20 protein-coding genes and 1 tRNA gene are annotated in these 23768 nt (G+C 65.4%); 13 read left to right on the plus strand and 8 right to left on the minus strand.

Annotated elements, in window-relative coordinates:
* Window positions 1-45: 45 nt before the first annotated feature.
* The 3 genes from JN531_RS13390 to ilvB all read right to left on the minus strand — a co-directional run bounded on the left by JN531_RS13390 (window position 46) and on the right by ilvB (window position 3817).
* Window positions 46-981 (minus strand): alpha/beta hydrolase family protein, encoded by a 936-nt coding sequence (locus JN531_RS13390; protein WP_228349361.1) that lies wholly within the window; start codon window positions 979-981, stop codon window positions 46-48.
* Window positions 982-1074: 93 nt separating this feature from the next.
* On the minus strand, window positions 1075-1959 hold the full coding sequence (locus JN531_RS13395; RefSeq protein ID WP_228349362.1) for a LysR substrate-binding domain-containing protein: 885 nt from the start codon (window positions 1957-1959) through the stop codon (window positions 1075-1077).
* A gap of 16 nt (window positions 1960-1975) precedes the next feature.
* Window positions 1976-3817 carry a biosynthetic-type acetolactate synthase large subunit gene (gene ilvB / locus JN531_RS13400; RefSeq protein WP_228349363.1) on the minus strand — a complete coding sequence of 614 codons (1842 nt, stop codon included), beginning with the start codon at window positions 3815-3817 and terminating at the stop codon, window positions 1976-1978.
* Between the two features lie 200 nt (window positions 3818-4017).
* On the opposite strand from ilvB, the gene JN531_RS13405 reads away from it, so the two are divergent.
* From JN531_RS13405 to JN531_RS13450, 10 genes are all read left to right on the plus strand, one after another.
* Window positions 4018-5373: a DUF1329 domain-containing protein gene (locus tag JN531_RS13405; protein ID WP_228349364.1), complete on the plus strand. Its 1356-nt coding sequence runs from the start codon at window positions 4018-4020 to the stop codon at window positions 5371-5373.
* A gap of 128 nt (window positions 5374-5501) precedes the next feature.
* On the plus strand, window positions 5502-6863 hold the full coding sequence (locus JN531_RS13410) for a DUF1329 domain-containing protein (RefSeq protein ID WP_228349365.1): 1362 nt from the start codon (window positions 5502-5504) through the stop codon (window positions 6861-6863).
* On the plus strand, window positions 6860-8590 hold the full coding sequence (locus JN531_RS13415; RefSeq protein WP_228349366.1) for an alkyl sulfatase dimerization domain-containing protein: 1731 nt from the start codon (window positions 6860-6862) through the stop codon (window positions 8588-8590). The genes JN531_RS13410 and JN531_RS13415 overlap by 4 nt, the downstream gene beginning before the upstream one ends.
* Before the next feature lie 99 nt (window positions 8591-8689).
* Window positions 8690-9205 carry an acetolactate synthase small subunit gene (gene ilvN / locus JN531_RS13420; protein WP_228349367.1) on the plus strand — a complete coding sequence of 172 codons (516 nt, stop codon included), beginning with the start codon at window positions 8690-8692 and terminating at the stop codon, window positions 9203-9205.
* Window positions 9206-9242: 37 nt separating this feature from the next.
* Entirely contained in the window at window positions 9243-10259 is a 1017-nt protein-coding gene (gene ilvC / locus JN531_RS13425; RefSeq protein ID WP_228349998.1) for a ketol-acid reductoisomerase, read from the plus strand.
* Window positions 10260-10401: 142 nt separating this feature from the next.
* Window positions 10402-11166, plus strand: a complete 765-nt coding sequence (pssA, locus tag JN531_RS13430) for a CDP-diacylglycerol--serine O-phosphatidyltransferase (RefSeq protein ID WP_228349368.1) — start codon at window positions 10402-10404, stop codon at window positions 11164-11166.
* A gap of 242 nt (window positions 11167-11408) precedes the next feature.
* Window positions 11409-13073 carry a 2-isopropylmalate synthase gene (leuA, locus tag JN531_RS13435; RefSeq protein ID WP_366522437.1) on the plus strand — a complete coding sequence of 555 codons (1665 nt, stop codon included), beginning with the start codon at window positions 11409-11411 and terminating at the stop codon, window positions 13071-13073.
* A 35-nt stretch (window positions 13074-13108) separates the two neighbouring features.
* Window positions 13109-13900, plus strand: a complete 792-nt coding sequence (locus tag JN531_RS13440) for a uracil-DNA glycosylase (RefSeq protein WP_228349370.1) — start codon at window positions 13109-13111, stop codon at window positions 13898-13900.
* Window positions 13897-14373, plus strand: coding sequence for a ribosomal protein S18-alanine N-acetyltransferase (rimI, locus tag JN531_RS13445; protein ID WP_228349371.1), 477 nt, complete (start codon window positions 13897-13899; stop codon window positions 14371-14373). The genes JN531_RS13440 and rimI overlap by 4 nt, the downstream gene beginning before the upstream one ends.
* Window positions 14370-15608 (plus strand): MFS transporter, encoded by a 1239-nt coding sequence (locus JN531_RS13450; RefSeq protein WP_228349372.1) that lies wholly within the window; start codon window positions 14370-14372, stop codon window positions 15606-15608. Before rimI ends, JN531_RS13450 begins: the two co-directional genes overlap by 4 nt.
* On the opposite strand, the gene JN531_RS13455 is transcribed toward JN531_RS13450, so the two are convergent.
* From JN531_RS13455 to JN531_RS13465, 3 genes are read right to left on the minus strand one after another with little or no spacing between them, the layout of a single operon-like run.
* Window positions 15588-17588, minus strand: a complete 2001-nt coding sequence (locus JN531_RS13455) for a transglutaminase TgpA family protein (RefSeq protein ID WP_228349373.1) — start codon at window positions 17586-17588, stop codon at window positions 15588-15590. The genes JN531_RS13450 and JN531_RS13455 overlap by 21 nt on opposite strands.
* Window positions 17585-18598: a DUF58 domain-containing protein gene (locus JN531_RS13460; protein WP_228349374.1), complete on the minus strand. Its 1014-nt coding sequence runs from the start codon at window positions 18596-18598 to the stop codon at window positions 17585-17587. The genes JN531_RS13455 and JN531_RS13460 overlap by 4 nt, the downstream gene beginning before the upstream one ends.
* Entirely contained in the window at window positions 18598-19509 is a 912-nt protein-coding gene (locus JN531_RS13465) for an AAA family ATPase (protein WP_228349375.1), read from the minus strand. The genes JN531_RS13460 and JN531_RS13465 overlap by 1 nt, the downstream gene beginning before the upstream one ends.
* A gap of 159 nt (window positions 19510-19668) precedes the next feature.
* On the opposite strand from JN531_RS13465, the gene JN531_RS13470 reads away from it, so the two are divergent.
* Entirely contained in the window at window positions 19669-21162 is a 1494-nt protein-coding gene (locus tag JN531_RS13470; protein ID WP_228349376.1) for a DUF3336 domain-containing protein, read from the plus strand.
* A 26-nt stretch (window positions 21163-21188) separates the two neighbouring features.
* Here the strand turns inward: JN531_RS13470 and JN531_RS13475 are convergent, their stop codons facing one another.
* Window positions 21189-21833, minus strand: a complete 645-nt coding sequence (locus JN531_RS13475) for a response regulator (protein WP_228349377.1) — start codon at window positions 21831-21833, stop codon at window positions 21189-21191.
* Window positions 21811-22443 (minus strand): sensor histidine kinase, encoded by a 633-nt coding sequence (locus JN531_RS13480; protein WP_228349378.1) that lies wholly within the window; start codon window positions 22441-22443, stop codon window positions 21811-21813. Before JN531_RS13480 ends, JN531_RS13475 begins: the two co-directional genes overlap by 23 nt.
* A 137-nt stretch (window positions 22444-22580) precedes the next feature.
* On the opposite strand from JN531_RS13480, the gene JN531_RS13485 reads away from it, so the two are divergent.
* Window positions 22581-22668 (plus strand) — tRNA-Ser (locus JN531_RS13485).
* 73 nt (window positions 22669-22741) lie between these two features.
* Entirely contained in the window at window positions 22742-23764 is a 1023-nt protein-coding gene (locus JN531_RS13490) for a class I fructose-bisphosphate aldolase (RefSeq protein WP_228349379.1), read from the plus strand.
* Window positions 23765-23768 lie beyond the last annotated feature (4 nt).

Below are 23768 nucleotides of genomic sequence, written 5' to 3' on the forward strand. Positions count from 1 at the left end.
CGTGCCACAGCGCCGGGTGTACTGCTGATTACCGTGGTGGCGGCCTCATGCGGCGAGCAGGAAGTCCAGCGGCATCCGCCACAGGCGTTCGGGCATGCGTGCGGTAAAGAAGTGCAGGTGACCGATACGGCGAAGGCCGACATCCCGGGGTTGCACTGTGATGCGGGTCAGTGCCACCCGCGGGTAGCGCTGCAGCTGTGCGCTGACGTTGGCGGTGGTGGCGATCGGATCATCGCTGAACGACAGCGAGAGCACTCGCTGGGTGCAGTCATCGAAGCGGGTGATCCCGCGGTCCGCCAACAACTCGGCGTAGTAATCGGGGCGCTGGCACCAGGCGAACCAATCCGCGGCGACACCTTGCGGCAGGTCTTCTCCCCAGCCGATGCGGCGATTGGGGGCATAGCCGAGCAGCCGGTACAGGACCGGGCCGAGGCCGCTGATCAGGGCGCGCACCATGCTGCCGTACGCGGGCGCCATGTTGCCCCAGTACCCGAAGCCACTGGCGATCATCACGGCGCGGCGGATGCGTGACTGGTTGGGCATCAGACCCAGCATTTGACCGCCGACGCTGTGGCCGATGAAGTCGATCGGTAGCCCGGGTGCCAGCCGGTCGAGATGGTCGAGCGCTGCCGGAAGGTCTCGCTGACCCCAGTCGCGCATGCGGGCCGGGTCCTGCTTCAGTGGCTTCATACGCGAGGCGCCGATGCCGCGGTAGTCGAAGGTCAGCGTGAGCAGGCCGTGACTGGCCAGCCAACGGGCATAGGCAGCGTAGAAGCGTTGCGGCACGCCGGTGGCGCCGCCGATGAGGACGGCACCGCGCAGGGCGCCGAGCGGGCGGTAGATGCGGGCATCGAGTCGTCGGCCATCAGTACAGACGATGGTGTCGCTGGCGATCTGCCGCTCGGGCACCGTGCGCCGTTCGATGGCGTCGTGCAGCAGCGGGAGATCGGGGGAGGCGGGGCATTCAAGGACGTTCTGCATGACATCACTCCATCCACATGGGGATGACGGGATGCTAGGAACCGCCGGGGGCGCCGACAAACGATGATTGGTCCCGCGACAGATGAGGAGAATTCATCTGTTGTGCGGGAGAATGTCCTGCAGCCAAGCCAGCAGCGCGCTGATCGCCGGCCGCGCAAGCTCGCCGGGCCGGTGTGCCAGCCAATAGCCGGCCGCCGGGCGCGGGGTGCCCGCCCACGGCGTGATCAGCCGCCCGTCGGCCAGCCAGGCGTCAATCAGGGGCCGCAGCCCCAGCGCGACGCCGACCCCCCGATGGGCCCCCTGCAGCAGCGCCAGGTAGCTGTCGACCCACACCTCACTGGCGGCTGCCGGCAGGGTGAGATTCATGGCCTTCGCCCACTGCGACCAGGCGTCGGGCACTGCCGTCGACTGCAGCCTTGGCAGTGCAGCGAGACTGGCGAGATCGCTGCCGCCCCGATAGAGCGTCGGGCTGACCACCGGTACCGCATAGACGTCGAGCAGGTGCACAGCGTCGATTCCGGGCCAGCGGCCCCGGCCAAAGCGCAATGCGACGTCGACATCCTCACGCAGCAGGTCGCGAGATTTTTGCGCCGTGTCCAGTCGCAGGTCGATCTCGGGATGCGCCGTGGTGAAGCCGGCGAGGTGGGGTAGCACCCACTCGTCGGCGACAAAACTGCCGAGCGTCAGCGCCAGTCGCTGGTGCGCCTGTTGGCCGCGAACCGCCTGGGTGCCGTCGGCAATCAGGCCGAAGGCGCGATCCAGAACGGCAGCATAGTCGCGACCGGCGACGGTTAGCGACAGCTGACGCACGCGACGTTCAAACAGCGCGGTGCCGAGGTCCTGTTCAAGTGCGCGGATCTGATGGCTCACCGCTGACGGCGTCAGGCTCAGGATTTCGGCGGCGGCCTTGAAACTGCCTGTCGCAGCCGCTACCCGAAACGTGTCGAGAGTGGAAAGCTTGGGCAGCCGCCTTTGCATTCCGGGCGAGCCCGACCTAGAACAGGTCGGCCTTGTCGACCTTTTCGGCGACGACGGTGCTGTCGCGGGCGGGAATCCAGTCGCCGGTGATCATCTGCGCGTAGCTCATGCCCGGGCCCACCATCGGGTAGACGCCAGCATCGGTGTCGATGATCACTTCCAGGAAGGCCGGGCCGGGGAAGGCGATGAACTCTGCGATCACCCGGTCAAGGTCGTCCTTGTTGTCGACGCGCACGGCGAACTTGTAGCCGTCGGCCTCGGCAGCCTTGATGAAGTCCTTCTGGTGCAGGCTCTTGTCGGAGCCGGCATAGCGGCTGTCGAAGAACAGACGCTGCCACTGCTTCACCATGCCGTCGCCGAAATTGTTCAGAACCACCACTTTCACCGGCAGGTTATAGGTGGTGACGGTTTCCAGCTCGCCGAGATTCATGCGGATGGAGGCGTCACCATCGATGTCGATGACGACCTTCTGCGGCTGCGCGAACTGAGCACCGATGGCGGCCGGCAGGCCGAAGCCCATGGTGCCCATCGACCCGGAGGTGAGCCACTGGCGCGGGTGCTTGAAGTCGAAGTACTGCGCGGCCCACATCTGGTGCTGGCCGACGCCGGTGGCAACCACCGCTTCACCGCGGGTAATGCGGTTGATGGCCTCAATCACCGCATAGGGCTGGATCGCGGCCGAGTTACGATCGTAGGCGAGCGGGTGGGTGGCCTTGAGTGCTGCGATATGGGCATGCCACTCCTGGTAGTCCGGCGTGAAGCCCCGCTGATCGAGGTACTCTCGCAGGCGGTCGAGTGCCCGGTCCATCTGACCCAGGTGATGCCAGTGCACCTGCTTGACCTTGTTGATCTCGCTGGCGTCGATGTCGAAATGGGCTATGGCCTTGGCCCGCGGTGCGAACTTGGCGGGCACGCCGGCCACACGGTCATCGAAGCGTGCGCCGACGGCGATCAGGAAGTCGCAGTCATCGGTGGCGTAGTTGGCATAGGCAGTGCCGTGCATCCCCAGCATGTTCAGGCACAAGGGAGCGGTGGTGTCGACGCAGCCGATACCCATCAGGGTGGTGGTCACCGGAATGCCGTAGGCATCGGCGAAGGCGCGCAGCGAGCCGGCGGCGTCGCCGTGGATCACCCCACCGCCGGCGTAGATCAGCGGGCGGCGCGACTGCGCCAGCAGGGCTTCGAAGCGGGCGCAGTCGTCATCACTGAGCACGCGGCGTTCGGTTTCACGGAGGCGGGCGCGGTAGCCGGGGATCGGCAGGCGCCCTTCGCCCGCGAACGTCAATGCGGCGTTCTGGACGTCCTTCGGGATGTCGACCACCACCGGGCCGGGTCGGCCGGTACGGGCGATCTCGAAGGCGGTGCGCATGGTGGCCTCGAGCATGGCCGGGTCGGTCACCAGGAATACGTGTTTGGCGCAGGGCCCCATGATCGAACTGATCGGCGCTTCCTGGAAGCCGTCGGTACCGATGGCGGCAGTGGGCACCTGACCACAGATCACCACGATGGGGATGGAGTCGGCCATGCAGTCACGCACCGGCGTCACGGTGTTGGTGGCACCCGGACCGGAGGTCACCATGCACACGCCGACCTTGCCGGAGGCGCGGGCATAGCCGGCGGCCATGAAGCCGGCGGCCTGCTCGTTGGCCGGCACGATCAGCGGCATCTGGTCGGTGCCATCGGCGCGCTTGTTGTCATGGTTGAAGCGGAAGATGGCGTCGTAGGTCGGCAGGATGGCGCCGCCGGAGTAGCCGAAGACCACATCCGTGCCCTCTTCCGCGAGGATGCGGACCACCATTTCGGCGCCGGTGAGCTGGGTGCCGGAAAGGGGATGAGAAGCTTTCTTGGAGGGAGTCATGGCAGCTGGCGTCAAACGCGATCGTAAAACGGCGCTTTATACCATGTGAGGCCGTCCAGACCAATGACCGGCATGGCCGAATTTACCTGTCGGAACGGCGTTTTCGGGGTGGTGGGGAATCCGGGCATCTGGAATACTGAACGCCGAAGCGGCCAACATGGTCGAAAACAACAAACTCACGACTTTTCCGGGAGGAAAACATGTACAAGCGACTGTGGACGTTGTCCCTCGCGCTGGTCATCGCGGCCCCAGTACACGCCAAGGTATCGACCGACGAGGCCGCCAAGCTGGGTGGCAGCCTGACGCCACTGGGCGCTGAGCGCGGGGCCAATGCCGACGGCAGCATTCCGGCCTGGGACGGCGGGCTGCAGATGTCACGTCCTGCTGAGGGCAAGGAGCGGTTGCCCGCCAGCTATCCGACCATCACCGGTGACAAGCCGTTGTTCACCATCAACAAGGGCAACCTGGCGGAGCACCGCGACAAACTCACCCCCGGGCAGATCACGCTGATCGAGAAGTTTCCCGATTCCTACAAGATGCCGGTCTATCCGACCCGGCGGACCGGCAACGCACCTGACTTCGTTTACGAGGCAACCCGGAAGAACGCCACGCAGGCGACGCTGGAAAACGATGGAGAGTCACTGACGAACGCCGCTGTCGGCATTCCCTTCCCGATTCCGAAATCGGGCAAAGAGGTGATCTGGAACCACAAGGTCCGCTTCCGCGGCGAAGGGCTGCGGCGCTACAACATCCAGCTGGCAGTGCAGACCAATGGCGCGTTCCAGCCTTACAAGATCCGGGAAGACGTGCGGTTTCACTACAATTTCCGCACGGCCACGGCCGAGAACCTGAATAACGTCATCATCTATTTCCTGCAGTTCACCACGGCGCCGGCGCGGCAAACCGGCAACGTGACCCTGGTGCACGAAACCATGGACCAGGTGAAGGAAGCCCGGCGTGCCTGGCTGTACAACCCTGGCCAGCGTCGCATCCGGCGCGCTCCCAGCGTCGCCTACGACAATCCCGGCACCGGTGCCGACGGCCTGCGCACCAACGACCAGCTGGATTCGTTCAACGGCGCCTCCGACCGCTACACCTGGAACATCGTCGGCAAGCGTGAGATGTACATGCCGTACAACGCCTACAAGCTGGTCGATAGCACGTTGAAGTACGAGGACATCGCTCAGCGCGGCCACCTTAATCAGGATTTGACCCGCTATGAGCGCCGCCGGGTCTGGGTGCTGGACTCGACCCTCAAGGAGGGCACCACCCACCAGTACAAGCGGCGCACCTTTTACATCGACGAGGACACCTGGACGATTCTCGCGGTGGATATCTATGACGGCCGTGACCAGCTTTGGCGGGTGCAGGAATATCACCCGATCATGCTGCCGTGGCTGAAGGCGGTCGGCCCGGCTGGCGCGACGGTTTATGACCTGCAAGCCAACCGCTATCTGGTCATGGAGCTTTCCAACGAAGAGCCGATGATCGAGGAAGTGGAGTGGGATATCGAACACTTCAGCACCGGCTCGGTGCAGCGCATGGCGATCAAGTAGGCCACGGTTCGGTTTGGAGCCCCGGCAACCGCCGGGGCTTTTTTTTGGCTGGCGGTCCTGGCGGATGGCGCTTGCGCGCGGCGGCAGCAGTGCTACGCTGGGACCATAACGATATGAGGAGAAAGCGCATGATGCTGCGACTTGCGAGCATGACTGGCCTGCTGCTGGGCTTGACTTCGGCGACGGCGATGGCCGCGGTGACGCCGGAACAGGCCGCCAGCCTCGGGGATCGCCTGACCCCGTTGGGCGCCGAGCGCGCCGCCAACGCTGATGGCAGCATCCCGGCCTGGGAGGGCGGTCTCATCTTCGAGCGGCCAGCCGACGGCGAGGAGCGCAACCCGGCGCGGTACGGCGAACTGAACGGCGACAGCCCCTTGTTCACCATTACCCGGGCCAATCTGGCCGAGCATGCCGACATGTTGACGGTGGGGCAGAAGGCCCTGTTCGAGAAGTTCGGCGACAGCTATGCCATGCCGGTATACCCGACGAGACGCACCGCCAATGCACCAGACTTCATCTATGAGGCAACGGCAAAGAACGCCCTCAGCGCGCGCCTGGAGAACGACGGCGAATCGCTGGTCGATGCGGTCACCGGTATCCCGTTCCCGTTGCCGGCGTCCGGCAAGGAGCTGATCTGGAACCACAAACTGCGCTATCGCGGCACCAGCCTGCGGCGCTACAACACCCAGCTGGCGGTGCAGAGCAACGGCGCGTTCCAGCCCTACAAGCTGCGGGAGGACGTGCGCTTCCACTACAACCAGCCGGGCGCCACGGCGGCCGGGCTGGAGAACGTCATCATCTACTTCCTGCAGTTCACCTATGCGCCGGCGCGCCAGTCCGGCAACGTGCTGCTGGTACACGAAACCATGGATCAGGTCTCCGAAGCCCGCCGGGCCTGGCTCTACAACCCGGGGCAGCGGCGCATCCGACGGGCGCCCAACGTGGCCTACGACAATCCCGGCACCGGCTCCGACGGACTGCGTACCAACGATCAGCTCGACCAGTTCAACGGCGCCACCGACCGCTACACCTGGAAGATCGTCGGCAAGCGCGAAATGTTCATGCCGTACAACGCCATCAAGCTCGCCGACGCCGCGCTGCGCTACGACGACATGGCGCTGCGATCACACCTTGACCCGCAACTGACCCGCTACGAGCGCCGTCGTGTCTGGGTGCTCGAAAGCACGCTGCGTGAGGGCACCTCGCACCAGTACAAGCGGCGGACCTACTACATCGACGAGGACAGCTGGAGCATTCTCGCCGTCGATGTCTATGACGGCCGCGACGCCCTGTGGCGGGTGCAGGAAGGCCACCTGATCACGGTGCCGTGGATGCGCTCGGTGGGCTATGCCGCCAGCACCGTCTATGACCTGCAGGCGAACCGGTATCTGGTGATGGACCTGTCGAATGAGGAACCGTTGTTCGAAGAGACCGATTGGCCACTGGAGCACTTCACCACCGGGTCCGTGCAGCGGATGGCGACAAAGTGAGGTCTGCGCTAGTGGCGCTGGCGCTGGCGGTGGTCGGGCTGGCGGCCTGCGGCAGCGCACCGGCACCGGCGCCGGTGGTGGCCACGCCCGAGGCCCTGCACGCGCATGACGAGGAGTTCCGCCGCGAGGTGATCACCGTCGCCGACGGCATTCATGTCGCGGTCGGCTTCGGCATCGCCAACTCGATCCTGATCGAGGGCGAGGGTGGGGCGGTGGTGGTCGACACCATGGAGTCGCTGGGCTCGGCAGGCGAGGTGCTGGAGGCCTTCCGCGAGCGGACCGACCTGCCGGTGGTGGCGATCATCTACACCCATTCGCATCCGGACCACGTGCAGGGGGCAGCGGCTTTTGTCGCCGCAGACGCGACGGTCCCCATCTATGCCCATGCTGACGTGGCGGCCAACATGGACCGTATTGCCAGTGAGCTGCAGCCGGTGATCACCCGCCGCTCGCTGCGAATGTATGGCAGCCTGTTGCCGGCCGATGAGCGAACCAACATCGGCATCGGCTCGCACTTGGCTTTGGGCGATGGCTCCACCATCAGCATTCTGCGGCCCACCGACACCTTCGAGGACCGACTATCGGTCACCCTGGCGGGACGCCGGTTCGAGCTGGTACACGCACCGGGCGAGACCGAGGACCAGATCTTCGTCTGGTTGCCCGACAGCGGGGTGCTGTTGCCGGGCGACAATCTCTACAAGGCGTTTCCGAACCTTTACACCCTGCGCGGAACGGCCTTCCGTGACCCCAAGCAGTGGGCCGACAGCCTTGATCGCATGCGGCGGCTGAAACCCTCGGTATTGGTGCCCAGCCACGGCCGGCCGCTCACCGGTGCCGACGAGATCGCCGAGGTGATGACTGACTACCGCGATGCCATCCGCTATGTGCATGACCAGACCATCCGGCGGATGAATGTCGGCGAGACCGCCGACGAGATCGCGGCCGACCTGACGCTGCCCCCGCATCTGGCGGCGTCGCCCTACCTGCAGACCTTCTACGGCAAGCCCGGTTGGTCAGCCCGAAGCCTGTTCCAGGGGCGCCTGGGCTGGTACTCCGGCGATCCCGCGGAGTTGGCGCCGCTGGCCCCCGACGAGCAGGCCCGGCGCTGGGTGCGCCTGGCGGGCGGCGTGGAGGTCTTGACCGACGCCGCCCACGAGGCGCTTGAGGCGGGCGACCCGCAGTGGGCGCTTGAGCTCAGCAGTACATTGTGGCGGGTTGCCCCTGATGCCCAAGCGGTCCGGGAGATCCGAGTCGCCGCACTGCGGGGGCTGGCTGCGGTCGAGGCCAACCCCAATGCCCGGCACTGGTATCTGACGCATGCGCGTGAGGTGGCGGGGGAAATCACCGTGCCCAGCCGCTTCGTTACGCCAAGCCCCGACATGCTGGCGGCGATGCCGCTGTCGACCTTTTTCGACGGATTGACGGTCAACCTCGACGCAGCTGCAGCGGCCGAGGTGGACAAGGCGATGGTGTTCGAGTTTCCCGACCTCGGCCAGTCGGTGACGCTGGTGGTGCGCCGCGGTGTCGCGGAGGTGGTGCCGAGCGCGGTGGCGGATGCCGAACTGCAGGTGCGGGTGTCGTCCCAGGTGTTCAAGGAGATGCTGGCGCAGTTGCGGGCGCCGGCGGTGACGCTGGTACGCGACTTTGAACTGGTGGCCGGCGGGCGCCTGGAGCTGATCAACTTCATGCGGCTGTTCGTGCCGGTGGAGGCGGAGGCCGGCAGCTAGGGTTTCGGCGCGCGGCCTGAAGGGCCGGGGGCCGGAACGGCCCGCCAGGGCGCACGGCTATTGCGCCGGGGGGTAAAGCCCCTTAATGTGCGCGCCCTTATGCGTCATATCATCGCCATTCTGCTGCAAAACGAAGCCGGCGCACTGTCCCGTGTGGCGGGCATGTTCTCGTCGCGGGGCTACAACATCGACTCATTGTCGGTGGCGCCCACCCACGATCCCGCGGTCTCGCGCCTGACGCTGGTGACCAGCGGTTCGGATGCTGTGATTCACCAGATCATTCAGCAGACCCGCAAGCTGGTGGATGTGGTCGAAATCACCGACCTGTCGGCACGCGACCACATCGAGTACGAGCTGGTGCTGCTGAAAGTGGCGGTCAGTGATGCCCAGGCGCGCGCAGTGGTCGATTGCGTCCGCCGTCACCATGGCGAGATTCTCGACGAGACCGACGATACCCGTACCGTGCAAAACACTGGCACCGTGGCGGAAAATGACGCCTTCGTTACCGATCTGACCGCCATCGCGCCGGTCATTGAACTGGTTCGCAGCGGTGTCGCCGCGCTTGAACGGGGCCCGGCCGCGCTGGCCGTCCCGGCCGATCCCATCCTTGAATGAGCCTATTTGGGCCTAAGACCCGGAGTGTTACGTGAGCATCAACGTTTACTACGATAAAGACGCCGACCTTTCCATCATCCAGTCGAAGAAGGTCGTCATCCTCGGGTATGGCTCGCAGGGCCATGCGCACGCCCAGAACCTGAAAGATTCGGGTGTCGATGTCACAGTGGCCCTGCGCAAGAGCTCCAAGAGCTGGGCCAAGGCCGAAGGCGCCGGGCTGAAGGTGATGGAAGTTGCCGACGCCGTGAAACAGGCCGATCTGGTGATGATTCTGGCCCCCGACCAGGACCAGAAGAAAATCTATGACGAGTCGATCGCGCCCAACCTCAAGCAGGGCGGTGTGCTGGCGTTTGCCCACGGGTTCAACATCCACTTCCAGCTGATCGAGCCGCGTCCGGACCTCGACGTCATCATGGTGGCCCCCAAGGGTCCCGGCCACACCGTGCGCGGCACCTACGTGCAGGGCGGCGGCGTTCCCAGCCTGATCGCCATCCACCAGGATGCCTCCGGCCAGGCCAAGAACATCGCGTTGTCGTACGCCTCTGCCAATGGGGGTGGTCGCGCCGGCATCATCGAAACCAACTTCCGCGAAGAAACCGAGACCGACCTGTTCGGCGAACAGGCGGTGCTCTGCGGTGGCGCCTCGGCGCTGGTGCAGGCCGGCTTCGAAACTCTGGTGGAAGCCGGTTACGCACCGGAAATGGCCTACTTCGAGTGCCTGCACGAGCTCAAGTTGATCGTCGACCTGATGTACGAAGGTGGCATCTCGACCATGCGCTACTCGATCTCCAACACGGCCGAGTACGGTGACTATGTCACCGGCCCGCGCATCGTCACCGAAGAAACCAAGAAGGAAATGAAGCGGGTGCTGACCGACATCCAGACCGGCAAGTTTGCCCGTGATTTCGTGCTCGAGAACCAGGCGGGCCAGCCAATGCTGAAGGCCCGTCGCCGTCTCGGCGCCGAGCATCAGATCGAGCAGGTCGGGGCCAAGCTGCGCGGCATGATGCCGTGGATCTCCAAGAACAAGCTGGTCGACAAGAGCAAGAACTAAACCCCGACTAGCGACCTGCCCCGTGCATCGCATGGGGCAGGTAGCGTCAGGGTCGCTTGCGTGGCCCGAAAATCGCCCTCTCCGGAGGGCGATTTCCGTTTCTGACTGGGGTGCGCGTGTCCGGCTGCGCTACCATGCACGCATGAACGAACACGATCAGCCGCGGCGCCAGCGCAAGGGAATCTACCTGCTGCCCAACCTGTTCACCACCGGCACCCTGTTCGGTGGCTTCTTCGCCATTGTCTCGGCGATGAACGGTCATTTCAGCATGGCCGCGGCCGGCATCCTGGCGGCGATGATCGCGGATGCCCTGGATGGACGCATTGCCCGCCTCACCAATACCCAGAGCGATTTCGGCAAGGAATACGATTCGCTTTGCGACATGGTGGCCTTCGGCGTTGCCGCCTCGGTGGTGATGTACGCCTTCAGCCTGCACCACCTGGCCGACTACAAGTGGCTGGGGGGCAAGCTGGGTTGGGTGGTCGCGTTCCTGTTCACCGCCTGCACGGCGTTGCGGTTGGCGCGCTTCAACGTTCTGGCGGCCATCGCCGGCAGCAACAAGGACTTTTTCGGCCTGCCCAGCCCGGCAGCTGCGGCGGTCATCACCTTCTTTGTCTGGACCGCGCACAGCAACGGTCTCGACGGCGCCACCCTGCTGGTGCCGGCCACAGTACTGACGGTGGTGATTGCCTTGCTGATGGTGAGCAATTTCCGCTACTCCAGTTTCAAGCAGATCAAGCTGGCGGAGCGGGTGCCCTTCTTCAAACTGCTGGTGGCGGTCGGGTTGATCGTGCTGGTCGCCACCAATCCGCCACTGGTCCTGTTCCTGACCTTCTTCGGTTATGCCTTGTCAGCGCCGTTGGCGGCCGCCTGGCGGCGCTATCGGGGCCGACCGACGGCGGTTTGAACGCTGGCGGGTTTGGAGTATCATCCAAGGCCATGATCATGTCGTATGCCAAGCAGGTCTTCCCGGTGGCCCCCGGCCGCTGTGGTGCGCTGCGACTTCCGGGCCTGCGCCTTCTGCCGTAAGGCAGAACGACGATCAGCGCCCGCGCGGGGCCCAAGCCGCGCAACCTGAACCGCTTATCCCCGAATCGCCACGGCGACGCGTTGAGCGCGTGCCGGAAGACCTGAGGTGCCCTCATGGCCATGTTGACTGATCCCTCCAAGAAATACCGTTCCTTCGCGCCGGTTCACCTGCGCGACCGTACCTGGCCGGACGCGGTGCTCACCGCGCCGCCGATCTGGCTGTCGACAGACCTGCGGGACGGCAACCAGGCCCTCATCGAGCCGATGAATGCCGAGCGCAAGCTGCGCATGTTCGACCTGCTGGTGAAAGTGGGTTTCAAGGAAATCGAGGTCGGCTTTCCGTCGGCATCGCAGACCGAATTCGACTTTCACCGTCACCTGATCGATAACGGTCTGATCCCTGATGACGTCACCATCCAGGTCTTGACGCCGGCGCGGGATACCCTGATCCGCCGGTCCTTCGAGGCACTGAAGGGCGTGCCGCGGGCGATCGTGCACATCTATAACGCAGTGGCCCCGGTGATGCGGCGCGTCGTCTTCAAGATGAGCGAGGACGAGATCGTCGAGCTGGCCGTGTCGCACATCCGGCTGGCGCGCGAACTGGCCGAGGCCAATCCGGAGACCGACTGGCGGTTCGAATACTCGCCGGAGATGTTCTCGGGCACCGAGCTGGCGTTCTCCAAGCGGGTGGTGGATGCGGTGGTGGAGGCCTCCGGGGCAACACCGGAACGGCCGATCATCATCAATCTGCCGTCGACGGTGGAGCACTCGACGCCGAACATCTTCGCCGACATGGTCGAGTGGATGCATCGTAATCTGGCCCGCCGCGACGCGGTGATCCTGTCGATTCATCCGCACAATGACCGTGGCACCGGCATTGCTGCTGGCGAGTTTGCCTTGATGGCCGGCGCCGATCGCATCGAAGGCTGCCTGTTCGGCAACGGCGAGCGCACCGGCAATTTCGACGTCGTCAACCTGGCGCTGAACCTGTACACCCAGGGCGTACACCCGAAGCTGGACTTGTCGGACATCGACGAGGTGCGGCGGACGGTCGAGTACTGCAACCAGTTGCCGGTTCATCCGCGGCATCCCTATGTCGGCGATCTGGTGTTCACCTCCTTTTCGGGGTCCCACCAGGATGCGATCAAGAAGGCCTTCGATGCCCGCAAGGCCGACGATATCTGGGAGATGCCGTATTTGCCCATCGACCCGCTGGATATCGGCCGTTCCTACGAGGCGGTGATCCGCGTCAACTCGCAGTCTGGCAAGGGCGGCATCAGCTACCTGCTGGAGCACGAGTACGGCTTGGTGCTGCCGCGTCGTCTGCAGATCGAGTTCTCGCAGGTGGTGCAGGCCGTCACCGATCTGTCGGGCAAGGAAGTGACCGCGTCTGAGATCTGGTCAATCTTCGAGCAGACCTACCTGAACGCGACCGCGCCCTTTGCCTATCGCTCGCATCATCTGGTGGAGGATTCGACCCAGGATGCGGTAATGCTGAACTGCGAAGTAATGGTGAATGGCCAGCCCAACAAGCTGCGCGGCGAAGGCAATGGTCCCATCGACGCTTTCGTCAAGGCCATGACGGATGTCATCGGGGCGCCGGTATCGGTGGTTGATTATCACGAGCACGCACTTGCTGGTGGCGCGGATGCCCGCGCCGTGACCTACATCGAGCTGAAGGCGGGTGACGGGCGCACCCTGTTCGGCGTGGGTCAGGACGCCAATATCGTGACCGCTTCGCTGAAGGCGATTCTGTCGGCGCTCAATCGCCTGGCCGCCAGCTGATTGGCGGGGACGGCGGGTGGCAGCCACAATAGGGGATGACCGGTTCCTCCCGCGACACCCTGAAACGCCTCGGCATCGAAACCTGGACCCTGCGGACGCCCCGCGGGGCCGGGTCTGTCGACTCCACAGCAGCGGCGGTGCCGTCGCCCGCCAGGGCCGCGGACACTGCCGTGGTGAGCACGATGCCCGTCTCGGCTGACCGCACGCCCACCGCGCCGGCGACCCGCCCGTCGCCCCCAGAGCGCCGTGCCGAGGATGCCCTGCCTGCCGACTGGGAGGGCTTGCAGGCTGCGGTTGCCGGCTGCACCCGGTGTTCGCTGTGCGAGACCCGCACCCAGACCGTGTTCGGGGTGGGTGGTCGGTCGGCGCCGCTGATGGTGGTCGGTGAGGGGCCGGGAGCCGACGAGGATGCGCAGGGCGAACCCTTTGTCGGCCGTGCCGGCAAGCTACTCGACCAGATGCTCGCCGCGATCGGACATTCGCGACAGGACAACGTTTTCATCGCCAACGTCGTCAAGTGTCGGCCCCCCGGGAACCGCGATCCGGCACCGTCCGAGGCCGAGGCCTGCCGCGCGTACCTCGAACAACAGATCGCGCTGGTGCGGCCGAAGCTGATCGTTGCCCTCGGGCGGGTGGCCGCACAGCGGCTGCTGGCCACCGATGAGGCGTTGGCCCGGCTTCGGGGGCCTCTGCATCACTACGGCCCATTGCAGATCCCGCTGATGATCACGTATCACCCGGCCTATCTGCTGCGCAGCCCCCGCGAAAAAGCGAAGAGCTGGGAGGACCTGAAGAAGGTCCACCGTTTCCTCAACGGGATTGCGTGAGCGCCCGCGCCGACACGCTGTGGCGGTTGCAGCCGATGCATCCGCTACATCTGGACGCGGTGCTGGATATCGAGCACCGTGCCTATCCGTTCCCCTGGAGCCGCGGTGTGTTCGAGGACTGTCTGCGGGTCGGCTACAGCTGCTGGGTCGCCAACGACAGCATCGGCCGAATTCTCGGGTACGGGGTGATGACCATGGCCGTCGGCGAAGCCCATCTACTCAACATCTGCGTCGATCCCGCACAGCAACGGCGCGGCTTGGCCTGTTACCTGCTCGATCACCTGATCGACATTGCCCGGCACGCGGGGACCGAACACCTGTTTCTGGAGGTGCGCGGCTCCAACACGCCGGCGATCCGCCTCTATGAGCGCTACGGCTTTGCCCAGGTCGGGTTGCGACGGGACTACTACCCGGCAGCCGATGGCCGCGAGGATGCCCGGGTGATGGCCCTGCAGATGGTGCCGCTGCGATGAACGACCATCGTCGCGCGCAGTGGTCGTGGGCCATCTACGACTGGGGCAATTCGGCGTTTGCCACCACCGTGATGGCCGGCTTCTTCCCGATCTTCTTCAATGAGTTCTGGGCGGTGGGCGTGGCGCCCGAGACCCAGACCCTCTACCAGGGGCTGACGTCCACCGTCGCCAGCCTGTTCGTGATGCTGACGGCCCCATGGTTCGGCACGCTGGCCGATCGCCACGGCCGCCACAAGCACTGGTTGGCCGCCTTCACGGTGATCGGCGTTGTGACCACCGCGGCGCTGTTTCTGGTCGGCCGCGGTCAGTGGGGATGGGCGGTGGTGTTGTCCATCATCGGTCGCATCGGGTTTTTCGGGGGGCTCAGCTTTTACGATGCGCTGCTGACCCGGGTGGCGGCACCGGATGAACGTGACCGCGTGTCGGCGCTCGGGTACGGCCTGGGGTATCTGGGGGGCGGGGTTCTTTTTTCGGTCAACGTGATGATGGCCCTGAAACCGGCCTGGTTCGGCCTGCCGGATGCCGCCTGGGCCACCCGAATTGCCTTTCTGAGTGTGGCAATTTGGTGGGCGGTGTTCTCGTTGCCGCTGTTTCTGCGGGTGCCGGCGGCAGCGGCGCAGCCGGGGGGGGTGTCGAGCTGGACGAGCCTGCGTGAGACCGCACGGGAGCTGCGGGCGATGCCGGCAGTCTGGATGTTTCTGCTCGCGTACTGGCTGTATATCGACGGCGTCGACACCATCATCATCATGGCGGTCGACTTCGGCATGAAGCTGGGGCTGCCGTCCGAAAGCCTGATCAAGGCCCTGCTACTGGTGCAGTTCATCGGGTTTCCGGCAGCGATCATCTTCGGCCGCCTGGGTGACCGCCTGGGCACCCGCAACGCCTTGTTGCTGGCGCTGGCGGTCTATATCGGGGTCACCCTGTGGGCCTACACGCTGCAGACCGAGGGGCAGTTCTATGCCATGGCAGCCGCCATCGGCTGTGTTCAAGGGGGTATCCAGTCGCTATCGCGAGCGTATTTCTCGCGTCTGATTCCGGTCGAGCAGGCGGGCAAGTTTTTTGGCTTCTACAACATGCTTGGCAAGTTCGCGGCGGTGCTGGGGCCCTTGGTTGTCGGCCTCACGGCCCAGTTCACCGGCAACCCCAGGCTGGCGATTCTCAGCCTGCTGGTGTTCTTTGTGGCCGGAGCAGCGCTGTTGTGGCGCGCCGACCGATTACGCGGGGCCAGCGCCTGAGCGGTCGACCGGCGCCTTCAGCAAGGCGTTCACGGCCACCCGCAGGCGCTGCAGACCGGTGGCGTCGGGGACCTGCAGGTACCGCATCTGCTGATAGGCAGTGCCGGCGGCGGTCAGCAGGTCGGCCTGCTCGGGACGCTGGGTGCAGAGACGACGAACGAAATCGCGCGGCCCTTCGTGGGCGCGCTGGGGCAACCCCTGACGGGCAAAGTGACGTTGCAGGCGCCGCCATTCGCGGCTGGCGGCGTCGGCCGGACGAGCAGGGCGCAGACCGCGCAGCAACTGCAAGCTGATCAATGCCAGCAGACCGGTGACCCCGGCGGTCAGCCACAACACCATTTCGGTCCAGTCGTCGATGCCGAGGCGGCTCAGCAGGTCGCGCTGTACCTCCGGGCCGTAGGCCAGTACCCAGCGGTTCCATTTGGCGTTGAGCCAGTCCCAGCGCGCCACGGTGGCGGTCCACAGGCCTTCGCCGCGGTCCCAGAAGCCGGCGTCGCCAGCACCACCGCCAGCGATCGACTCGCTGAAACCCTGCTCGATGCGGTCGGGTGAAACCGCTGCGGTGGGATCGATCCGTTGCCAGCCGACCCCTTCGAGCCAGACTTCGGTCCAAGCATGCGCATCGGACTGGCGGACCACCCAGTAGCCGCCGACGCCATTGGGTTCGCCGCCCTGGTAGCCGACGACCACGCGGGACGGTATTCCCGCCAGCCGCATCATCACCACGAAGCTGCTGGCGTAGTGTTCACAGAAGCCGGCTCGGGTCTGGAACAGAAATTCGTCCACCGGCTGGGCGCCGAGCAGGGGCGGTTGCAGGGTGTAGCGGAACGGTTCCTGTCGAAAGTATCGGAGCGCCCGTTCGATCATGGCCGGGTCGTCGAGGCCGTCGTTTCGCCAGCCGGATACCAAGGCGCGGGCACCGGGTGCCACGTCGTCCGGTAGCCGCAGGTTGCTGGCTTCCTGCCAGCGGCTCAGGCCGTGCGGCTCCAGCTGGAAATCGGTGCGCGCAACCGCACGATAGAGACGGCGTTCGGTGACGCGCTTGCGTGCCACCAGCTGCGCATCACTGTTGACCCGGGTTTCCGGTGGCAGCGCTGCTGTATCGGTGAGTTCGAGCCCGAACAGCCAATGAGTGCGGGTCGGCTCGAGGACCATCTCATAGGGCAGGGCGGCGCCCTCGAAGCGCATGTCGGGAGTCGGTGCATCATTGCGCCGAAAGCCGATTTCCCACTTGCGGCCGTCGTAGAAATCGAACACCGGCCCGCGCCAATAAAGATCGCGCTGTGATGGCGGTGTGCCTTCGAACTGCACCCGGAACGCCACGGCCTCGGACAGGATCAGGTCGGCGATGTCGCCCGGCGACATACTGTCGGGGATGCCGCTGCGCGAGGCGCCGGCATCCGCAGGCAAGCCCCATAGCGGCCCGGGAATCCGCGGAAACAGGACGAAGATCACCAGCATGACCGGCAGCGCCTGCCCGGTCAGTCGCAGGCTGAGGCGCAAGGTCTCGCGAAATGGCAACAGCGGCTCGCGATGATGAATTTCGATCAGCAGCGCGGTAATCATTACGGCGCTACTGAGCATCCACAGCAGGGTCCAGATTTCCTGTGAGAACAGGAAATGGGTGAGCAGCAGGAAGTACAGCAGGAACACCACCACCATCACGTCGCGGCGGCTGCGCATCTCCAGCAGCTTGAAGCCGGTCATCAGCACCAGCAGCGCGGTTCCCGAATGCTGACCGTTGATGCGGCCGAAACTCAGGTAGACGGCGATGAAGGCCGCGACGGTCAATATCACCCTGACCGCCATGCCGGGTAGGGGCCAACCGCGCTGCAGGGCGGCGTAGCGCCACAGCAGGCTGGCGGCTACGGCGACACTCTCCCACCACGGCAATCGCAGTGCATGCGGCGCCAGCACCAGCACCAGTACTGCCAGCATTCGCAGCAGGGTGGCGCGGGGCAGAACGTCGTCGACCCTCATGTCGCCATCGCTTCGGGGGCCCCATGCAAGGCGAGAGCTCGCAGGCAACGGTGTCGATGCTGATCGCCGGTGCCCAGCGGCACCGTCCGATCGGGCAACTGCAACCCGTAGGGCGTGCCGCGGGCATCAAGGTCGAGCACCCAGCGGGTGAGACGCGACAGTCGTGCCTCAAGGTCGACGCCGGGCGCCGCATCAAGTGTCAGCCAGCTTTCGGGTGCTTGCGGATCGTCGAACTGCTTGACCACCGGCTGCTGGAGCTTCGGCAAGCTTTTCCAGTGGATGGTGTTGAGAGTGTCGCCACGCTGATAGCCGCGCAGGCCGGCAAAGCGGTCCTGGCCGCTACGGGCGGCCTCGGCCTCGCCGGTCTCCGCAGGGGCCTGCTGCGGCGGTGGCAGATGGTCGGCGGCAGGTGTTGGGTAGACCAGCACCCGCTGCCGCAACCAGATCAGGGTCCAGGCATGGAACAGACCGAGCGGAAATTCCGAGGCGATGCTGAAGATCGGTGCCGGATGCCAACCGCGGCGCTCGGTCGGCAAGGCGAGATTCAGCGTTACCGTGCCTTCCAGTGGCACGTCGACCGGCGGCCCCAGGGGCCGTCCAGGGGTTGCGCGCGACCAGGCCGCGGCGATGCTGTAGTGCGGCCGTCGACCGTGTTGCCGCAACTGTAGCTGGAAGCGAGCCGACTCCCCGGCGAACACCGGCGCAGCGCCCCCGGCGCTGACCTCGACGCCGGCCAGGTTGGCGTGGGTGTGGTGCATGCCCACCAGTCCCAGTGCCCCGATCAGGAAGGTCAGCGCGAAGCCCATGCTGTTGGTGTAGTTCATCGACCCCAGCAGCATCACCAGCGCCAACAACCCGAAGCCATAGCCGAAGCGGGTGGGCAGGATGTAGACCCGCTGACGCGGGATGGTGACCGGGCCGGGCTGCTGTTTCACCCGGGCCAACACCCAGGCATCGATGCGGGCCTGGATGGCCTGGAACGGGCGAGGGCGGCGGAGCCGGAACCGCATCAGGGGATCGGCACTGCCTGGAGGATGTCGTCCGCTGTCGGCACGGCGACGCCCTGGCCGCTGGCCGGCAGCAGCCGATGACCCACCACTGCGGCGAACACCGCCTGAACATCCTCGGGTAGCACGCCACTGCGATCGTCGAGATAGGCCCACGCCTGCGCAGCGCGCTTCAGACCCAACCCGGCGCGGGGTGACAAGCCCTGACGCAGGCCCGGATGCTCGCGGGTGTAGGTGATGAGTGCCAGCAGGTAGTCGATCAGTGCCGGGCTGGTGCGGATGGCGCTGACCTCGGCCTGCGCCTGCTGCAGGCCCTCGGGTGGCAGCGCGGCGGGCATCGACGCCAGCAGGTCCCGCCGGTCCCGCTCGACCAGCAGCGCCCGCTCGGCATCGGCGGGCGGATAGCCCATCGACAGTCGGAGCAGGAACCGGTCGAGCTGGCTTTCCGGCAGCGGAAACACCCCGACCTGGGTGGTCGGGTTCTGGGTGGCAATCACGAAGAAGGGAGAAGGCAGCGGGCGTGTCTGCCCCTCTACGGTGACCTGGCTTTCCTCCATCGCCTCCAGTAGCGCCGACTGGGTCTTGGGGCTGGCGCGGTTCACCTCGTCCGCGAGGATCAACTGGGCGAAGATCGGACCGGCATGGAAGCGGAAGCTGCTGGTGGCGGATTCGTAGACCGAGACGCCAACGATATCGGCCGGTAACAGATCGGCGGTGAACTGGATGCGCTGGAAATCGAGCCCGAGCACCCGCGCGAAGGCCAGCGCAAGCGTGGTCTTGCCGACGCCGGGGACGTCTTCCACCAGCAGATGGCCGCGGGCCAGCAAACCACTCATGGCCAAACGCAGCACCTGCGGTTTGCCCAGCACCACTTCGTTGAGGCGGTTCAGCGCCTCGTCGAGACGACGTTTCATGGAGATCAAGCGTAGGAAAGTGGGTTGAGTCTACGCAAAGCCCGTGCCTTGCGGGGCGACCGGACGGTGCGATTGCCGGGGTTGAACGCGGGCCCCGACGATTGCCCCTACCATCGGCATCGGTCACCATACCGTCATTCAATGTAAAGGAGAGGTGTCATGGATCGGACCCTTCGCGATCTGCACCGTGAACTCGACGCGGCACAGGACTACACCACCTGGCGGGAGGTCGCAGGTGCGCTCGATCACCGCGAGGGCCGTGACGAGTGGAAGGAAGACGACACCTCGGACGATTTCGATTGGCGACTGATCCGGTCACGGCTGCGGCAAGTACGGCAAATGCGGGCCGACGGCCAGTGGGACAAGTTGCGCCATCACCTGCGACAGGGGCTGCACTGGAATCTCGGCAACCTCGGCAACCCGCTTCTGTACGGGCGTGCCCGGGTCGGCACCAAGGCCCTGGTCCATGACTACGTTCAGGAGATCTCCGACGCGCTGATGGCGCTGGCAGCCGCCGACACCAAGATCTTCTCGCACGACGACAAGCTCAAATTCTTTCGTGAGCTTGAACAGTCATTCGGCCGCTCGGCGCTGATGCTGTCAGGGGGCGCCACCCTCGGCCTGTTCCATGTCGGCGTGGTCAAGGCGCTCTACCTGGAGGGAATTCTGCCAAGCGTGCTGTCGGGCTCCAGTGCCGGTTCCATCGTCGCCTCCACCGTGGCTGCGCGGGCACCGCATGAAGCCGAGGAATTGCTCGATCCGGAGAACGTCTACCACCGCTTCTGGCGCCTGTTGCCGTGGCGTCTCTGGTGGCGGCGCGGCGCGATCATGGACCAGTCCCAGCTGCGGCGTGCGCTGGAAAAGAACATCCCTGACCTGACGTTCGGTGAGGCACATCGCCGCTCAGGGCGTATTGTCAATATTACCGTTTCACCGGCCGGACTGAACCAGCCGCCGCGCCTGCTGAACTACCTGACCTTTCCTTACCTCTACCTGCACGAAGCGATTCTCGCCTCCTGTGCGGTGCCGATCCTGTTCCCGCCAGTCATGTTGATGACCCAGGATGAGCACGACAGTCGGGTGCCCTACATGCCATTGCTGCGGTGGAACGACGGCAGTCTCAAGTCGGACCTGCCGACGCTGCGCCTGCGCCGTCTGCACAACGTCAATCATTTCATCGTCAGTCAGACCAACCCGCATGTGCTGCCCTTCATCAGCAAGCGTGAACCCGGCAGCGACGGGCTCGCCAACTCGGCGCGCGATTTTGCCCGGTCCAGTGCGCGCGGCAGCGTCAAGAGCGTGGTCGACCTCGCCCGAAAGGCGATGCCGATTGCCGGGCGCGCGCGCAAGACGCTGGATGTGGCCTCCAGCGTGCTCGATCAGGACTACCGCGGCAATATCAATATTTTCCCCGAGGTGAGTCTGTGGCGGTATGCCAATGTCACCTCGAATCCGAGCCTCGAATCGATTCACCGCTTCGTCCGCGAAGGTGAACGGGCCACCTGGCCGCGGATCGAAATGATCCGCAACCAGACCCTCATCAGCCAGACTCTGGCGGCCTGCCTGTCGGTCCTCGAAGGGCGAACCCAGCCGGCCGAGCCGAGCCGGTCGCCTCCGCGGAAAGCGGAGCTGCGGGTGGTGCGGTCCCGCTAGCGGGAACGGGATGGGGGTCGGTCGGATCAGCCGTTGGGGTTGACCAGGCCCATGCGCGCCGCCTGCAGGGTGGCTTCAGCGCGGCTGGTGACATTGAGTTTGCGATAGACCGTCTTGATGAAGCCGGCGGCGGTATTGCGGGTGACACCGAGCTGCGCCGCCACCTCCGGGAGCCGGAAGCCCTTGGCAATCAGGGTCAAGGTTTCGCGTTCACGCGGCGATAATTTGGCGCCACTTTCATCCGCGCCGCCTTCGTCGCCGAAGACCCGCAGCAGTCGTTGGGCGATGGCGGGCGACAGCGGCGGTTCGCCAGCGGCAATTCCGCGTAGCGACTTCAACACCCGTTCCCGCGGCTGATCTTTCAGCAGATAGCCGGAAGCGCCAGCGCGCAAGGCCGGAAACAGGTGTCGGTCGTCGGCATAGATGGTGGTGACGACGCAGTGGCATGCAGGGTGCGTCTGGTGCAGTTCGCGGATCAGGTCGACGCCGTAGCCATCCGGCAGGCCGAGGTCGATCAACGCGATGTCTGGCAGCCGGACATCCAGCTGCCGGCGCGCTTCGGCCAGCGATCCGGTGATGGCGACCGCAATCTCGGGGAAGGCCTCCGCCAGCATCTGGCCCAGCCATTGCGCAGGTGCTGGCAGGTCCTCAACGATCAATCCGTGCTGCATTCGCGCCTCCGTCGGCATGCTGGAGCGCGAATCGTAGGGTCATCGCGTGGTGGTTGTCTGTTTCTTCGTAGCTCAATTCTGCGCGCAGGTCCTGCGCCCGCAGCGCCTGGTTGCGCAGTCCGCGCGCGGCGCGCCAGCCGGACATCGCTTCCCCATGCCCGTCATGCTCGATGCGGATCACCAGCACCGGCAGCCGCAACTGCAGCTCGACGGTAATCGTCGCCGGTCTGGCATGGGTCAGCGCGTTGTCGACAAACTCCGCCAGGATGCGGCGCGGGTTGAGGCGCTCCAGCGTCGTCAGCCAGACGTCCGGGAGCTGCTCGCTGCAGGGGAATCGCAGTGCCACCGGGGCATCACCCAGACGTTCCTGCAGGGTGGCGCGCCACTCGTTGAGGCATTCCTCCAGCGTGTAGCCGCGGGGGTCGAGGGTATCCAATAGGGCGCGCACATCTTCGAGCATGTGGCGCGAGCTGTTGGCGGCCGTATCGTCTACAGCCCGGTGCAGCTGGGTCAGCAGCCGGGCGCCGAGATCCTCGTGCAGATCCCGGGCAATGCGCTTGCGCAGCTGTTCGGAGGTTTCCGCCCAATGGGGCCGCAGGGTTTCGGACATTGGGGGAGGCTGACGTGCTGCCCGCATCGGGGTCAATCGACGACCCCCATCTACGGGGTGCAGGGCACCTCCCTGTCGCGGCTGTGGCCTGCCGCGAGGTCGCGGCGGGGGGGCGTATCCGATAAACTGACGGGCTTGGAGAAGTGGCAGAGTGGTCGATTGCGGCGGTCTTGAAAACCGCTGAACCGCAAGGTTCCGGGGGTTCGAATCCCTCCTTCTCCGCCAAAGTATCGATTTTCGGCCTGCGTGCAGCCGCCGCGGCCGCCTGCCCACCTTTCCAGCTTCGGAGCCTGTCCTGATGAATCCCGAGACCCTCAACCAGACCGCCCTTGCCATGGTGGCACCCGGCCGCGGCCTCCTGGCAGCGGACGAATCCACCGGCACGATCAAGAAGCGGTTCGACTCCATCGGTGTCGAGAACACCGAGCTCAACCGTCAGACCTATCGCGACATGCTGTTCACCACCGAGGGCTTCGAGCAGCACACTTCGGGCGTCATCCTGTTCGAGGAGACCCTGTTCCAGAAGTCGCTGGCCGGCGTGCCGTTCCCCGAACTGTTGGCGTCGAAAGGGGTGGTTCCGGGGATCAAGGTCGACAAGGGCGCGCAGCCGTTGGCCAATGCCCATCCGGATGAAACCGTGACCGAGGGGCTCGACGGGCTGCGCGGACGGTTGGAGAAGTACAAGACCGCCGGTGCGCGCTTCGCCAAGTGGCGTGCGGTCATCAACATCACCGACAACGCCCCGACCGACTACGCCATCCATGTCAACGCCCACGCACTGGCGCGCTATGCGGCGCTGTGCCAGGAACACGACATCGTGCCCATCGTCGAGCCGGAAGTGCTGATGGATGGTGATCACGCCATCGAGGTTTGCGAAGAAGTGACCGACCTCGTGCTCGATGCGGTGTTCGCCGAGCTGTCGGCGCAGAACATTCTTCTCGAAGGCATTGTCCTCAAGCCCAACATGGTGGTGTCCGGCAAGAAGTGTCCGGACCAGGCGGGTGTGGATGAGGTCGCCGAGCGCACCGTGCGGGTACTGCGCCGCCGGGTGCCGGCCGCAGTGCCGGGCATTGCGTTCCTTTCGGGGGGGCAGAGCGATGTCGATGCCACCGCGCATCTGGATGCGATGAACCGTCTCGGAGGCCTGCCGTGGTCGCTGACCTTCAGCTACGGGCGTGCGCTGCAGGCGGCAGCCTTGAAGGCCTGGGGTGGCCAGACAGGCAAGCTTGATGCCGGCCGTGCTGCCCACCTGCATCGCGCCAAAATGAACGGTCTGGCCGCCCGCGGCCAATGGACCACCGCGCAGGAACAGTCGGCCTGATCGG

This window comes from Flagellatimonas centrodinii, assembly GCF_016918765.2.
GTDB lineage: Bacteria > Pseudomonadota > Gammaproteobacteria > Nevskiales > Nevskiaceae > Polycyclovorans > Polycyclovorans centrodinii.